Origin of the sequence: Myroides pelagicus, assembly GCF_009711055.1 — a bacterium.
GTDB lineage: Bacteria > Bacteroidota > Bacteroidia > Flavobacteriales > Flavobacteriaceae > Flavobacterium > Flavobacterium pelagicum.
Genome location: NZ_WMJY01000001.1, coordinates 225838 through 242091 on the forward strand (window position 1 = coordinate 225838; position 16254 = coordinate 242091).

The 16254-nt window shown below is 34.7% G+C and carries 16 protein-coding genes and 1 pseudogene; 3 read left to right on the plus strand and 14 right to left on the minus strand.

Translation table 11 applies throughout. The annotated features are described in order from the left end of the window. Window positions 1-2 precede the first annotated feature (2 nt). Together GJV77_RS00990 and GJV77_RS00995 are read left to right on the plus strand one after the other, a co-directional pair. The gene (locus tag GJV77_RS00990) at window positions 3-1049 is read left to right on the plus strand and encodes an NAD(P)H-dependent flavin oxidoreductase (RefSeq protein WP_155034493.1); all 1047 of its coding nucleotides are present in this window, start codon (window positions 3-5) and stop codon (window positions 1047-1049) included. After that, on the plus strand, window positions 1039-1890 hold the full coding sequence (locus GJV77_RS00995; RefSeq protein WP_155034494.1) for a GNAT family N-acetyltransferase: 852 nt from the start codon (window positions 1039-1041) through the stop codon (window positions 1888-1890). Before GJV77_RS00990 ends, GJV77_RS00995 begins: the two co-directional genes overlap by 11 nt. Window positions 1891-2332: 442 nt before the next feature. Here the strand turns inward: GJV77_RS00995 and GJV77_RS01000 are convergent, their stop codons facing one another. From GJV77_RS01000 to GJV77_RS01055, 12 genes are all read right to left on the minus strand, one after another. Beyond that, on the minus strand, window positions 2333-2881 hold the full coding sequence (locus GJV77_RS01000; protein WP_155034495.1) for a GNAT family N-acetyltransferase: 549 nt from the start codon (window positions 2879-2881) through the stop codon (window positions 2333-2335). Between the two features lie 173 nt (window positions 2882-3054). Beyond that, window positions 3055-3888, minus strand: a complete 834-nt coding sequence (ygiD, locus tag GJV77_RS01005) for a 4,5-DOPA-extradiol-dioxygenase (protein WP_155034496.1) — start codon at window positions 3886-3888, stop codon at window positions 3055-3057. A 301-nt stretch (window positions 3889-4189) separates the two neighbouring features. Beyond that, the gene (locus GJV77_RS01010; protein WP_155034497.1) at window positions 4190-4873 is read right to left on the minus strand and encodes a potassium channel family protein; all 684 of its coding nucleotides are present in this window, start codon (window positions 4871-4873) and stop codon (window positions 4190-4192) included. Between the two features lie 14 nt (window positions 4874-4887). Next, window positions 4888-6669, minus strand: a complete 1782-nt coding sequence (locus tag GJV77_RS01015) for a TrkH family potassium uptake protein (protein ID WP_155034498.1) — start codon at window positions 6667-6669, stop codon at window positions 4888-4890. Next, entirely contained in the window at window positions 6669-7043 is a 375-nt protein-coding gene (locus GJV77_RS01020; RefSeq protein WP_155034499.1) for a DUF3037 domain-containing protein, read from the minus strand. The genes GJV77_RS01015 and GJV77_RS01020 overlap by 1 nt, the downstream gene beginning before the upstream one ends. Then, the gene (locus GJV77_RS01025) at window positions 7037-7813 is read right to left on the minus strand and encodes a HipA family kinase (RefSeq protein ID WP_155034500.1); all 777 of its coding nucleotides are present in this window, start codon (window positions 7811-7813) and stop codon (window positions 7037-7039) included. The genes GJV77_RS01020 and GJV77_RS01025 overlap by 7 nt, the downstream gene beginning before the upstream one ends. A gap of 106 nt (window positions 7814-7919) precedes the next feature. Next, window positions 7920-8450, minus strand: coding sequence for a DNA-3-methyladenine glycosylase I (locus tag GJV77_RS01030; RefSeq protein ID WP_155034501.1), 531 nt, complete (start codon window positions 8448-8450; stop codon window positions 7920-7922). Window positions 8451-8453: 3 nt separating this feature from the next. Continuing rightward, entirely contained in the window at window positions 8454-8852 is a 399-nt protein-coding gene (locus tag GJV77_RS01035; protein ID WP_155034502.1) for a hypothetical protein, read from the minus strand. Window positions 8853-9001: 149 nt separating this feature from the next. Next, a complete protein-coding gene (locus tag GJV77_RS01040) occupies window positions 9002-9589 on the minus strand; it encodes a lipoprotein (RefSeq protein ID WP_155034503.1) in 588 nt (195 codons plus the stop codon). Window positions 9590-9695: 106 nt separating this feature from the next. Then, window positions 9696-11099, minus strand: coding sequence for a dihydrolipoyl dehydrogenase (gene lpdA, locus GJV77_RS01045; RefSeq protein WP_155034504.1), 1404 nt, complete (start codon window positions 11097-11099; stop codon window positions 9696-9698). A gap of 98 nt (window positions 11100-11197) precedes the next feature. After that, entirely contained in the window at window positions 11198-12076 is an 879-nt protein-coding gene (locus GJV77_RS01050) for a diacylglycerol/lipid kinase family protein (protein ID WP_155034505.1), read from the minus strand. 159 nt (window positions 12077-12235) lie between these two features. After that, entirely contained in the window at window positions 12236-12547 is a 312-nt protein-coding gene (locus GJV77_RS01055; RefSeq protein WP_155034506.1) for a rhodanese-like domain-containing protein, read from the minus strand. 124 nt (window positions 12548-12671) lie between these two features. Here GJV77_RS01055 and GJV77_RS01060 point away from each other — a divergent pair, with 124 nt between their 5' ends. Next, the gene (locus GJV77_RS01060) at window positions 12672-13334 is read left to right on the plus strand and encodes a thiamine diphosphokinase (protein WP_155034507.1); all 663 of its coding nucleotides are present in this window, start codon (window positions 12672-12674) and stop codon (window positions 13332-13334) included. 115 nt (window positions 13335-13449) lie between these two features. Here the strand turns inward: GJV77_RS01060 and tnpA are convergent. Further along, window positions 13450-13903: pseudogene (gene tnpA / locus GJV77_RS01065) on the minus strand (IS200/IS605 family transposase). A gap of 99 nt (window positions 13904-14002) precedes the next feature. Beyond that, on the minus strand, window positions 14003-16183 hold the full coding sequence (locus GJV77_RS01070) for an outer membrane beta-barrel protein (protein ID WP_162521546.1): 2181 nt from the start codon (window positions 16181-16183) through the stop codon (window positions 14003-14005). Between the last annotated feature and the right edge of the window lie 71 nt (window positions 16184-16254).

The window sequence follows — 16254 nt, forward strand, 5'->3', positions numbered from 1 at the left end:
TTATGAGAAATTTAAAAGACATTTTAGGTATTGAGCACAGCATTGGTCAAGCACCAATGCTAGGTGTAACCACACCAGCGATGGTAGCTGCCATCGCTAACGAAGGAGGCTTAGGTACACTGCCACTTGGCGGATTACCTGTAGAGATGTGTGACAAACTCATCAAGCAAACCAAAGAACTAACCAATAAACCTTTTGCCGTAAATGTCTTTCTCAACCCTCTGGTTACTCAAGATGACTCGCAAATAGATCTTATGCAGCATCTCTTGTCCAAGGTTTGTCTCTCTAATAATATCCCATACACTCAGATTACAGAATTCAAACAAGACACTTATATGCCTCTTGTGGAGCTGGCTATCGCTCACGGTATTAAAGTGATTTGCTTTACTTTTGGTTGTTTTACTCCTCCAGAAATAGAGCGATTACACCAAGAAGGCATTTACTTAATCGGCACAGCGACTACGTTAGAAGAAGCCCAGTATTTAAGTGATCACACTATTGATGCCATCACGTTACAAGGCATAGAAGCCGGTGGACACAGAGGAAGTTTTCTACATGACACAACCGAACAAAACCTTCCCTTAGACCAACTATTCAATCAAGTGATTAACAGTTCGATTGACAAACCACTTATCGTAACAGGAGGCCTTTACAAGGGTAGTCAAGCGAGAAAGTATATTGACAAAGGTGCTGCCTTTGCTACTTTTGGCTCTCTTTTCATCGCTTCTGATGAAAGCAATGCAATGGATTACCAAAAAAATTTATTATCTAAAGGAACACCCGTCAAAACAAAACTTACCAAATCTTTCTCAGGTAAATGGGCACGAGGGATTGACAATAATTTCATGGAGTTAATAGATCAGTCAAACATTAGCATTCCCCCTTATCCAATTCAAAATATTTTAACACAAAACATACGTTTTTTTGCAAAACAAAAAAATATTCCTAATTTTAACTCACTTTGGTGTGGAATTAACTCCCATTTTGCAGCCAAACACAATATAAAACACATATTCAATAAATTGACGAAAGAGTTCTATGAGTACTAATTTCCAATATAGGTTTCTAAACAATGTAAATTTCGACGAACTAGTAGAGGTATTCAACAAAGCGTTCCACGACTATGTAGTACCTATGCAGCTTACTAGAGAAGAACTTGAAAAGAAGATAAAAACAGAAGGTATCCAACTAAGTGATTCAATCGGTGTTTATGCCAATAAAAAACTAGTAGGCTTCATTCTGCACGGAAGAAACAATTATAAATTATACAACGCTGCCACTGGCGTTATTCCTGAATATAGAGGTAATAATCTTACAACAAAAATGTACGAGTATGGCCTACCTATCTTTAGGAGCTTCGATATACGTAAAATATCACTGGAAGTGATTTCTACTAACGATATTGCATTTAAAGCCTATCGAAAAATTGGGTTCAAAAAATGGCGTAGTCTTAACTGTTTAAAGGGAAAAACCAAGTATAAACTATCTCAGAAAGAGCTTCTTAACAACATAGAGATTAAGGACACCTCCTATTACGAATACCTTGTCCACTATGCCGAAAAAGACCTGTTGCCTTCTTGGCAAAACAACGAATTCTGCATATCAAACAATGAACGCAATCTAATACTGAAAAAAGCAGTGCTAGACAATCAACTTATTGGGTACATTATATTTAACCCAGCCAATGGAAAAATACACCAGATTTGGGTAAAAGAACCTTACAGAAGAAAAGGAATTGGCACACTGTTAGTCAGTCATTGTTTACCGGAAAGAAAAGAATTCTATATCACTAATATAGATGCACAAAACTTCGGTCTGAATATGTTCATTAAATCAATTGGAGGTCAAGCATTTTTAGAACAAAATGAAATGGAACTATATCTGAAATAGTTACAATAGATAAAACATCAAATACAAGAGAGGATACTAGTATTAGCTATCCTCTTTTTCATTACCTCACACCTTTATTTTTCAAATAAAAAAATGGATTGCTAATAAATGTAAAAAACACCATCATCTTAGGTGTTATGCCTTCTCATTTTGCCTTATTAATTTTAATCCAAAAGCTATAAAAACTATACTTAACCCTAGTATTTATAAGGCTTCACCTAACACTACTCCGAGTCTTGTTCGGTAAAACCCCCTATTTTAAACACTTCTACCGAAGAACACTCGAAGAAATATCGGATATCACTCAAAAAAACCTTGTATTTACTGAGTAAATAGCTAGTTTGGTAGTTGCCGAACTCACTTTTTACAACAAAATGCTGGTACTATTTTGAGAATAGTAAAAAAGACAACTATATCGTCATTTTCACCTTAAATATTTCTATTAAGATTGAAATTCTTCTACTAATAAACGGTGGAGAATTGAGTCTTCGATCTCGCCATTATTGATGTATTGATTTCGCAACAGCCCTTCTTGGGTGAAGCCAAACTTCTTCACCGTGTTTAATGAAGCAATATTCTCAGGGCTAATGAACGCCTCTACACGAATAAGCTTCATACGATCAAACCCATAGGTCAATACTGCACGCAGTACCTCAGTCATAACTCCTCTCCCTTTCCACTGTTCTTGGTATAGCGCATAGCCAATCTCTGCCCTATGATGATCGACATACCAGGTATGAAACCCACAGTGCCCTATCACATGATCAGTAGCCTTATCTACAATAACAAACATTTTATAAGACTTATTAAAGGTGCGAAAACCTATAGCCCCTTTGGTTCTTTCATAGGTTATCTGATGGTAAGGAATACCTATATAATACGCGATTTCCTGATCTGTAGCCGATTTTAAAAAGGCTTGATAAGCCTCAGCCTCCAATATTCTAAGTTTGAACCTCGAGGTTTCTATATAGTTAAAGGTAAAATTGTTCATCTTTATTAGGTTATTTACTGTGTGCAACCACAGCGAGTAGAGAATAAATAGTTGGTATAAAGTAAAACAAAATTATTATAACCTGAAACCTAAGCCCTCGATATTCTAATCAATCATTCTATTACTTATCAACACAAGAAGATCAGTAAACTTGTAAAAACAGTTATCCTCTTTTAACCAAATAAATAGGAGGACATACTTAGTGACCCTCCTACATACTTATCATTAAAGATATGTAACTGATCCTTCGCACTGGTAGCACCCAAAATATACAACAAGGGGTAATAGTGATCAGGGGTCGGTACAGCATATTGTACAGCTGTTCCTAAGTGCAGATAGTTTTTCAAGGGATTGAAATCGCGGCTCATGACATACTGTTTAATCAACTCATTGCTCTCAATAGCCCAATCAAAACCATAGTTATCTACCCCCATCTGCCCCCAATCAACCATGCGTAAGTTGTGTACAATATTACCACTGCCGACAATCAACACCCCTCTGTCTCTCAATGTCTGCAATTCTCTACCCAGATGATAGTGATAATCTCCTTGTTTGTAATAATCAATACTCAACTGTACTGTCGGTATATCTGCTAGTGGGAACATTCTTCTAAGCACAGACCAACTACCGTGATCAAGTCCCCATTGTTCGGACTCTTCTACTGCTGTGGAAGTAATCATACTTTGAATATCATGGACTAATTTTGGATCGCCTTCTGGTGAATAATCAACATCAAAAAGTGCTTGTGGAAATCCTCTAAAATCGTGAATTGTAGATTGTATTAACCCTGATGTAACTTGTGTTCCCTTTGTCAACCAATGGGCAGAAATTACCAAAATAGCTTTAGGTTTGGGCAAATAAGCACCTAGTTTTTCCCAATATAAAGAAAACTCATTGTCGTCAATTGCATTCATAGGAGAACCATGTCCTACAAATAATACCGGCATTCGTTTTTCTTGTAATGGCAACTCCTTTAGAGATGCTATTGTATGATGAAGTAGTGACATAAGACAATGTATTTATTTTTTGAATAGTAAAGGTATTTCTTCGCGCTAAGATACTGCTTAACCTAGATTAAGAATAGGCTATATTTATCACAAGGATCTATTTCTACTGTCTGTAAGATTAAGCGTTTTATTCAGCTCCATGTTTAGGATACACAATGCTTAGTTATCGATTGGCATCCCTATAACTTTACCACTACATCGCCTATTGCAAACAACATGGCCTAAATAAGGCGTAAGAATTCCCTATCAACTGACCACAAAAAAAAGCAGAACCATTAAATGTTACTGCTTTTCTACTTCGCTATTCTGCTAATATTTTCTTTATATCTCTATTATCTCCGTAAACTACCATGATATCCCCTTTATTCAAAACAGTTTCATAACTAGCTATTCCCTGTACTTCATGAATTTTACGACTCAAACCTAAGATATTCTTTTCTTCCTTAATCTTTAACGTAGTCAAGACAACTAAGTTGAAGTTCGTTCGAAACCCGATCTCCCCTAATGTCCTCCCAGCAAAACGCTCAGACACCGTAATCTCAACTATACTATATCGACCATTGATCTCATAGGAATCGACAACTCCTTTGATACACAGCTTTTTTGCCCAACGCTCTGCAGTTTCTTCTTCTGGATGGACAATCTCATCTACACCGATCGCCTGCAATACATTCTCGTGCAGTGGTGTAATCGCACGACTGATTAATCGCTTAGCATTCAAGTTCTTCAATACTGCAGTAGTCATAATATTAGCCCCTTGATCTTCTCCAATAGCAACTATAACAATATCCGTGTTATTTAAAGGCAATCCAGCCATCATATACTGGTCAGTCGAGTCTAAGCAAATGGTATGTGATATTTTATCCTTATACATATCCACACGACTCATGCTCTTGTCAATTCCGATTACCTCGTTACCTTGTTCTGTTAGTTTTTGTGCTAATGAAGCTCCAAAGTTCCCTAATCCTACTATAATATATTTCATTTGTATTCGCTTTCTTAGTTAATTAAGATCTCTTCTTTTGGATATTTATAATTCGTAAAACGCTCTTTTTTGGTCATTGACAAGATAATAGTCAACATACTCACACGACCTATAAACATGACCAATATAATAATAATCTTACTTGGATCTTTTAATTGACTCGTGATACCCGCACTCAATCCTGATGTACTATATGCAGAAAAAGCCTCATACACGAGGTGAATCAACTCGATATCTGGTTCAAAAATAGTCAGTGCAAAGATAGCAATTCCGATGACGAATAACGACAACAAGATAATGGCAAATGCTCTTAATACCGATTGCTCGCCTACTTGTCTACGGAATACATCTATTTCAGTCTTTCCTTTGGCTAATGCCCATATATTCAAGATAGCGATAGCAAAAGTACTTGTCTTGATACCCCCTCCAGTTGATAATGGCGAAGCTCCAATCCACATCAGTAACATAATCAGCAAATAAGTAGGCACGCTAAACATGCCATTATCCACCGTAGCAAAACCAGCTGTACGCGGTGATGTTGCAGTAAAAAATGCGGTAACCAACTTACCTATTCCTGTATGCTCACGCAGAGTATTATTATACTCTAATACATAAATTAATAAGGTTCCTCCTACGATCAATATCCCTGTTGTGATCAAAATAATGCGCGTACTCAGGTTAATAACACGAGGGATAAACTTACGAGTCCCTTCAAAATTAAACATCAATACACGGTTAATCAAAACATCTTTGACATACATATAAATATTATACACAATCGGAAAACCTAATCCTCCTAAGATAAACAAGGAGGCAATTATCATGTGTAAAGGATAGTTGAACCTATACTCAAAAGTATACAAACTCTCAGGTAAGGTAGAAAAACCGGCATTACAAAAAGCCGATACAGCGTGAAATATCGCAAAGAAAACACGGTCTGTCAATGAAGCAAACTCCTGATGTCTTATACTCATAAATACAGCTATCATTCCAAAGATTTGTATAATCCCAGAGATAACGATAATGCGTTTTAACGTACCAAAAACGTCACCTAGTCGGTCGATAGCAGACATATCTTTAATGGCTAACTGGTTTCCATAGGAAGACCCCCCTTTAAAAAAGAAACTGAAGTAACTAGCTAAAGTCATAATACCCAATCCACCACACTCCATCAGAAAGATCATTGCTGTCTTTCCAAATATGGTAAACTGAGACCCAATATCTACCGTTGCAAGTCCTGTCACACATACAGCACTAGTCGCTGTAAAAAGAGCATCTATATAGCGCATACTCCCAGGCGTAACAGTCGATTTTGGAAAGGACAGCATAAACGCTCCAACAAAAATAATCAATAGAAAACTGACGATAAATAATTGTGGAGGGGTAAGTCTGGTCTGTTTTAAGTTGAACTGTAGGGAGGAAAACTCTCGCACTACCATGACAAATACTGCAAAAAATATAACTGCACTACTATCAAAAAAATGACTAGTATAATCTGCATTCCATCGAGTAAATAGCAAAGTAGTAAACAATACTACACTAAATAAATCAAAGATAAGCACCCGCGACCTACTTCGGTACCCCTTGGTAAAATACCGTGCTATCACGGCAATTAATCCTATAGCTATACAGGCGTTATAAACATGATGCAATAGGCTGTGATAATCCTTTAGGGTATTAAACCCTAATTCAAAAATCAATATAAATAAAGTTAAAGCACTGATGGCAAATGGCAAGCGAATCAAAAAAAACTTCACGCGCATTGCTACTTCATCTTTCAAACGATATAATGGCATTATAAAACTAATTCTTCAAATAAACGATCAAAAAGTATCTCTAAATCCGTAGTCAATCCTGGTTGCGGTCGAGAAGTTTGAATACACGAACTCTTGACAGCCGTCAACCACCTAAAACGCTCATCAACCGCTAGTGTAGCAATAGGGTTCTCACATGTACGTCCTAGAGCAACTGCTTCAAAGGCTTCTGCGTATTTTTGTAATTCTAACGGTTCAATTTCACTGGAAAAACAAGTAATTCTGTTTTGATCTAACAATACTCTACTCAACAATTGCCGCTTTGATTTGCAAAACAAAAGCAACCCAATATTGATAAACTCTTCGCGCTCAACTCTTGGTACAAAGCGAATTACTGCATACTCATATACTAACATTCCCTATGTTTTTTGGCTTCGTTAATAAATAAGGCTGAATTTGCTAAGCGGTTACACAAAAACGAGTGATAAATAGTTCGTATCTCTTCTGCTGTATAATCCACTCCTTCCCACTGTAACCAATCACTAGGCAATAGATTTACAACCTCCAAAAGCACCTGTGGGTTTAGTATTTCCTTAAACTCTTTATCTACCTGATCTAGCATACTTGCCTTGGGCAACAAGACGTGATCCTTGATAAAACTAAAAGGAGTCAAAGCACTCTTCTCCCAATTGGTAAACGAATGGTGAAAATAAAAAGCAGCTCCATGGTCTATTAACCACAATTCTCTGTGCCATACAAGCATATTTGTATTTCGGTAGGTGCGATCCACATTGGTAATATATGCATCCAACCAGACTATTTTAGACGCTAAATACGCATCTATTTCTTCTGCTGCTGGATCATAAGTCAAAGCACCTGACAAAAAGTGTAAAGCGAAATTCAACCCTTTACTAAACTGTAATAAGTCTTGTATTTCTTCATCAGCCTGAGTACGTCCAAAAGCCTCATCTAATTCTGCAAAGACTAGTTCAGGCACTTGTAGCCCTAACTTTTGCGCGATCACCCCACCTAATAGCTCAGCAATCAACGCCTTCACTCCATGTCCTGCTCCTCTAAATTTCAAAACATACTTAAATCCATCATCTGCTTCTGCTAAAGCGGGTAATGACCCTCCCTCTCTCAAAGGAGTAATATACCTTGTTACCGTTACTGTGCGCAAGTCCATTTGAGCGTTTTCATTTATATTTATTTATTTCAATCTACAATATTACTTAAAAAAAAAGAAAATACTATAAATCCTCTATCTAACTTTCACTTTTTTTATATTTCTTTCAAATACGCGGGGATACCTTCCTATAGCAAGGACAATCAATATCATGCGCTCCTTCCATATAAGCCGTACTCATCAAGAACTCTTTCACAATCTCTACACCGACAAATTTGAACTGCTTTTTAAAGAGTTTGACTGCTTTGTCAATCGTACTAAAATCTTGCTGATCTAGCCAGTTCTTAAAACTGCCATGTGTTTGTTGCAATACGATTATCTGTTGAGCATTATATACCGCTGCATGGACCTTCAACCTATTTCTGATAATCCCTTTGTCTTGTAAAAGTTCTGCAATCTTTTCCTCTGTATAATTTGCTACAACTTCAATGACAAAATGGTCATAGGCTTGCTTAAAATTAGCGCGCTTATTCAATATTGTATTCCAACTTAGTCCAGCTTGATTAATCTCTAGAACTAAGCGTTCGAATAACTCATTATCATCAGATAGTGGCACTCCATACTCCTTGTCGTGATAATACTTGTTCGGATTACTCCAATCTTCTCCCAAAGAAGCTACATAGGCACAATAACTCATCGATTAAACTACTTTGATTTTAGCGTCTGAAAATATCTTTTTAAACTTGTCCTTATCAGTTATTTGCTTTAACCCAAATACATCACGAGACTTACCATTGTTCAATCTAATAGTAGCCTTTGTAGCCATTGCTTTAGGTAATTTCACATATTTTATATTGTATTTGTCTATCTTTTCAATCGCAGTATTGACAAACAGATTCTTATAAGCTAAATACAAAAAGACAGCTACGATCACACAAAAGACATAGTCCATCTCTCGAGGATTACTCCAATCCGCTAAATAAAGCTTCAAAGCTCCCAGAATCAATATACTCACAGACATAATGCGAGAAGACATCAGTCGCCCCTTGTAGTTATCATTTATCTCTACTTGCTGTGTTTCTTTATTATATTTTACCATTTTAGTTTATTTTAAATGTAAGATACAAATCTATTGAGAAAAACACTAAACCCTAGCTAAGGTTTTGTTAGTATTTATCGCATAAATTACGAAGTAGAGCTATAAACACAAAAAAGGAGTATTTCAAACTCCTTTCTATATATACTGATTTATTTCGTGTGAAAATACAAATAAGACACTCCTTTATTCATACTTCCCTCTGTGATATTTGAAAGCTTATCCTCTAAGCGCATATAACCCTTTTGAAAACCGATGGCTAACTCACCACTAAATACTTGTTTACGTTCTATATAATACTCTTTATCAGGATCAACTTCTAACTCTGCTTCTGTAGCTGGTCTTTTGTGCTGTGTACTAACATAAACCATTGCATACCCAGGTTTTGCAATACTTCGAATCACAATCTCCTCTGGTAAGTCCCAAATCAGCTTACACGTTTCTTTGTTATCCTCTGTTTTTGTCTTGGCGTAGTTACTATAATTCCATACTTTTCTATCTTCAGGGACATATAAATGATCCTTTTCTTTGCAATTGCCATCAGTTTCAGACACTAATCCCACAGGACGACTACCAACTTTATTACCTGCATACTTCAGGTATCCCGTTGGTACTTGATCTAAACTCGTCAATTCTGTATAAGGCGCATCAAATACAGGGTCACTCCCTGGTGCATCATCATTCTTGCTACAGCCTGTCAGCAATAACACTATCCCAACGATAAGTAAACTCTTCTTCATAATTATTGTTAATTAGTTATAAATACAAATATAATCAATCGACAAAAATAAAAAACGCCTAAACAAATGATTGTTTAGGCGTTTTTTGAATATATCGTTTAGATACTTACACGTGAATTGCTCTGTTATCAGTAGCAGCTAAAGCCGCTTCTTTGATAGCTTCTGCAAATGTTGGGTGAGCGTGAGACATTCTAGCGATATCCTCAGCAGATGCTCTATACTCCATAGCTACTACAGCTTCAGCAATTAAGTCAGCAGCACGAGCACCAACCATGTGAATTCCTAAGATCTCATCTGTATTTTTATCAGCTAAGATTTTAACGAATCCATCAGTATCAGCACTTGCTCTAGCACGTCCTAATGCTTTGAATGGGAAGCTACCTAATTTATACTCTACTCCAGCAGCTTTTAATTGCTCTTCTGTTTGTCCAACAGCAGCAATCTCAGGCCATGTATATACTACACCTGGGATCAGGTTATAGTCAATATGAGGTCTTTGTCCTGCTAAGAACTCAGCTACCATCACACCTTCTTCTTCCGATTTGTGTGCTAACATTGCTCCACGAACTACGTCACCGATAGCATAGATATTAGCAGCTGACGTTTGTAAATGATCGTTTACTTCAACTTGTCCTCTTTCATTCAATTTCACTCCAGCTTTCTCAGCGTTTAATCCATCAGTATACGGACGACGACCTACAGCTACTAAAGTGTAATCTCCTTCTAAAGTAACGATTTCTCCTTTTTTATCTTCAGCAGATACTTTTACTACATCACCTTCACGAACTACAGCTTGTACTTTGTGAGAAGTGTAGAACTTCATACCTTGTTTTTTCAACACTTTCGTTAACTCTTTAGACACAGCACCATCCATAGTTGGCAAAATTCTGTCTGCGAATTCAACTACAGATACTTGAGCACCTAATCTTAAGTAAACTTGACCTAACTCTAACCCAATAACTCCACCACCGATGATGATAAGATGCTTAGGAACTTCTGGTAACTTTAAAGCTTCTGTAGAAGTAATGATACGCTCTTTATCTAGAGTGATAAATGGCAATGTAGAAGGTTTTGATCCTGTAGCAATAATAGTGTGTTTTGCTTCAACTGTTTCTACAGCACCATCTTTTTTAGTGATATTGATTGTAGTTGCATTTTCAAAAGAACCTACTCCTTCAAATACAGTAATCTTATTCTTGTCCATTAAGTATTTTACTCCTGCACAAGTTTGATCTACTACTGCTTGTTTGCGCTCAATCATCTTAGCTAAGTCCACTTTTACATCACCTGCAATCTCGATACCATGAGTAGCAAAGTGCTTTGTTTCCTCCACTAAGTGAGTTGAAGACAACAACGCTTTAGAAGGAATACATCCTACGTTTAAACATGTACCTCCTAATGTTGAGTATTTTTCAATAATAGCAGTTTTAAATCCTAACTGTGCACAACGAATAGCAGACACATATCCTCCAGGTCCTGAACCTATTACAACTACGTCAAATGAATTCATAATATTTTTTCTTATTTGTTGTTTATATATAAAAGACAAATTTACACTTTTTATATAAGTAAGCTACAAACTTCACGCTTTTATTAAAGCTTTTATCATTAATAAATCACGTGCAAAGCTCCTTTTAAGACTTTTATTTCAAAATGATTGGTATCGTACTGATAATACTCTCCATCCATCTGTAGTCCATTGCGCGACTGATCAATAATTTCCACCTTAATATAATCCGTCTGTACATAGTCCGTTTTCCTAAAGCGATCTGTCTTCTTTAGCAAGACATACAGACCAAAGGTCAACTGCTTAAAAATATTGATCTTTGGTACCATTAGATAATCTAACTGACCATCTGTCAAACTTGCCTTAGGTGTAAGAGTCATATTATACCCCATCTCATTGGAGTTGGATATAAAAAGAAGTAGTGGATTAACTTCTTTCACTTGTCCTTGATAACTTACCCTCATACGCTTAGCCTTGTAATTCTGTGCTGAATTAAGCGATGCTTTGATGTAAGCACTCAGTTTACGCTTACCTGACTTTTCATAATTATCAATAATCGTCGCATCTATACCAAATCCCATATTACTAAAGAAATACTCCCCATTGACACTACCTACATCCATTCGCATAGATTTTCCATCACGTACTCGTTTGATTGCCTGCTCAATGTCTTTGGGTATAGACAAATTTGATGCCAAACCATTTCCCGATCCCACAGGTACAATACCAAAGCGTACTTCCTTCCCTACTAATTCGGTAGCTACCTCATGAATCGTACCATCTCCTCCACACGCCACTATCACATCAGCACCTTGCGTAATAGCCTCTTGTGTAAGCACAATAGCGTGTTTTTTATAGGTCGAGTATTTTGCAAACACTTGATACTTATCTGAATCAAAGAAAGTATCTAAGTAAGCTTGTGAAATTTCATGCTTCCCCTTCCCTGATATTGGATTGATTATAAAATATATTTTAGTCATGGTTAATTTTACCTTCAAAATATTGGATAGCAAATATACAAAAGCACTTCCTATTGCTATACTAAAATAAAAAACAATAGTTGTCCTTGTGTTCAATTAACAAGACAGGTCAGTAACCTCAGAGGTTACTGACCTGTCTTTATAACTTTCTGATTAAGATTATCCTACTGTTGGTCCTTCCCACTCAGTAATACCTCCTAATAAGTTAAATGTATTTTCGAATCCTAACTGTCCCATTAACAGACACGCCTGGTTACTTCTACCTCCTGATTTACAATACACAAAGTAGTTCTTCGACTTATCCAATTGTTCTATTTCGTCTAAGAACCCCTGTCCTTTGTAAATATCAATATGAAGTGCATTAGGAATTGCTACTTCTTCTACTTCCTCTATTGTGCGTACATCTAAGATTACGGCATTGTCGTCCTCTTGATATTTCTCCCACCACTGTTCTTGTGATAAATTCATCATGCTAATATGTTTTGTTTCTGTTCAAATATAAGATTATTCCAAAAGTAATAACCTTTTTTTGTAAAAAAAGTAAACGTATATAAATTGTATTTAGTTATTTTGTCAGCGTTAAATAAATACAATTATGTCTTCACACCACATTGTTAGAGATGACCAAGAACCTGCATTAATTATAGCCAATGGAGCAGCGTGTAGTCAGGAGTTAATGGGGCAATTATTAGAGTGGTCTCCACTAGTCGTAGTGCTTGACTCAGCTATCGAACGCGTAATCGAACTAGGTATTAAAGTTGATGTTTTAATAGGCGACTTTGATCGAAATTTTGACGCTGACAAATACCGCGAAAAACAATACCCGATAGAGATTGTGCACCTTGCCGATCAGAACTCTACTGACTTAGAAAAAGCCTTTGACTATCTCATCGACAGAGGTATTCCTGCCGCTAATGTCATCTGGGCTACTGGTAAACGTGCAGACCACACCATTACTAATATTACCAATATTTGTAAATATAGAGAACAGCTCAAAATAACGATTTACGACGATTACTCCCGTATCTATCCCTTGCCTAAACTATTCAAAAAATGGTATGAGAAAGATACCATACTATCGCTAATCCCCGTAGGAGAGGTTACAAATATTGTCTCGACCAACTTGCTTTACCCCCTAAATAATGAAACTCTTTCACTAGGGACACGTACAGGAAGTAGTAATACTGTTTTAAACGATGGACTGGTTCACATAAGTTACAATACAGGTTATCTGCTAATGATGGAATGCCATGATTAAGCTAAATTAAACTTCTCAATAAAAAACAAAAGCAATGCTTCTTAAAAAACTCTCTTCTTAGAAAAAACTTTGGATAAATAATAACAATACCTCGAGGCAAGCCCACGAGGTATTGTTAAAGCAGCGCAAGTTGACCAGAATATACTTTCTGATAATCTTTGTCTGACTTACCTTGATTTTCTATATACTTTCGTATTACTTCTTTTTTGCCATACAAGCCTACTGTATTTGCATAAAAAAACACTTGTCCATAAAATTCTTCCCCATAATAATTGCTTTATTTCTGGGTGAATACGGAACATTTCACGAGCTATTATACTTTTTATTGTGCGTACTATTTGACTTAATGACAAACTCGGCGCACTCTGTTTCAAAAAATGAACATGGTCTGATTCATAAACTATCTCCCAAAATGCTATCTCATATCTTTCTGAGATTTCCTTACAAACTTTAACTAAGCTTAGGCCTGATTCTTCTGTAAGTACTTTACACCTATATTTCATTGGAAGTAGTATATGATACAATAGTAACGTCTTGTTTCGACTCTTATAAATATGCTCATCATCCATACAGCTAATTTACACTTTTTCAAAGTGTTTTGAAAAACCATCCGTTTTTTCAAACTTTTCCTTTTGATCCCGAGGCAAGCCTCAGGGAATTTTTTAAATTTAATATTTAGCCTTAATTGGTAAGTCTCTTTTCGTTCTTAATTTTTTATTTCCTAGAGTATAGCTTAAACTAACATATATTGAAGAATAGTTCTTTATCTCTTTAGATTTAAATCTTGTATCAACTATATTTATATTATCAAAACTATCAGAGTAATAAGCATTATATTGCTCTTTAGCCTTAATAAATGGATTATTAATTACTAAAGAAGTTTTTAGATTCTTATTAATAAATTCTTTTTCAATCGTTAAGCTTACAAAAGGATACTTTACTTTATTTGATTCCAAAGCACTAAACATGTCATAATTATTATATGAAGAAGATAATTTAAAACTTAAGCCTTTGTCTAAATTGTATTTAGCATAAAAGTCATAACCAACTAAATTTTTACTAGACTTATAATCTAAAATTTGAGCTTGAGATTTATTGAAGCTTAAGAGTGATTGGATTATAAAATGATCATTGATTTCAAAAAAACCACCAATATCAAAAGCATAACTTACATTTCTTCCTGAGTTTAAGCTTGTCTTAAATAGCATATCTTCATCTGATTTAAACAAGTAACTAACTGGTGCATTGTGATGAATTTTATATTTCCCCCTAATAAAGACATCTACCCCATTTTTTATTGAATAATTAAACTCGATTGATAAATTATCTATATTACTTTTTTTAATATTATAATTATCAATATTTGTATTTAAGTTACTATCTATACTATTTTGTTTGTTTAAGTCATATGCAGAAATTAATTGATAGGAATTATAATAATTTAGATAAGCTGAAAAGGAATTTTTGTTAAATGCTAACGTTGAACTATTTAATAAGATATTTTTATTATTATTAATAAGGTTATATGAAAGATCTGTATTGAAACTAACATTCTTAATTAAGCTTAATGTAGTATTAAAAGCAAATTTATGACGTTCATTATTAATATTATTACCTTCTACATTTTTAAGTTCCGAGTAATAATATGAGTAATATATATCATAGCGCATGGGAAGCTTAAAAAATTGTCTTTTTCTCTTTTTAAGAATAACATCAAAGTTAAGAGCATTTTCATATAGAATATTTTCCCAATTTTTCTGTTGGTAATCCCCTTTATTTTTATATTCATTATAAGTGTATAAAAATGATATATCAAAAGAAGTACTGTCGTTTACTATATTGTTATATGAAAGTAATGCGCCAGTATTTAGGTAATTAATATCTTGCTTATAGCTCTCTTCTAATTCATTTTGGATAGTATTATACTTACTGTCGTTTTTATTTTTAGGAGTATATAAAAAGAATGAAGAACTAATGGAGTTTTTATCATTAATCTTAATACTAATCTCTGGTTGTAGAGTTAAACCATAAGACTTAGTTTTATCGATGCTATTATTTATTTTCTTACTTGCTGAATATGTTGCACTATGACTATCAAAAACAGATTTTCCTAGTCTAATAGGTAATGATACTGTTACCTTATTCTTTTTAAAAAACGAGTTAGCGTTAAAAATATAGTTTCCCTTATTTAAATTGTACCCAACGTTTAAATCCTCCCTAAAGTAGTCCAATACATTATCTTTCATTACAATATTAACTACTGGCTCTCCAATAACACCGTAAGCTGAATGTCCATAAGGTATTACCTCAATAGACTCAATGTTTTTAGGGTCAATATTTTCAATTTTACCGATAGTTTTTTTTCCATTAATAATTATAGTAACTCTTTTTCCCTTATAGTTTATTTTTTCTCCTTTAATAAAAAACATTGGGATGTTTTCTATAACATTAAATACTGTGGGATTTTCTCCTAAGTGTTTTTCATTAATTTTATAATTAATACTACTAGCATCATTTTTTGTAGGAGAAACATATATAAGTAATTCTGACAAAATTTGATTGTCATTTTCTAGGATTACAGTTCTATTCTCATTTAATTCTAGCCAACTATATTGCTTAGTAATATAATTTTCTTTAAATAAAATGTAGCTAGATTTTTCTTCACCTCTAATAACAACTTCTCCTTTATAATCTGTCTTTAGTTCTTTTTCACTAGTAATTTCTATAAAAAGAACTTCTTCTATTGGATTATATAAAGAATCAAAAACTGTCACAACCATCTCATTAGTTTGAGAAAGCGCTTTTGTAAAACAAAAAATTAAAATTATTAAGTACGTTTTATCTCTCATAATCATTGATTCTTAACAAATAGTAATCAGTTTTTAAAACGTGAATTCAAGTTATAAATGCAACATTAGTC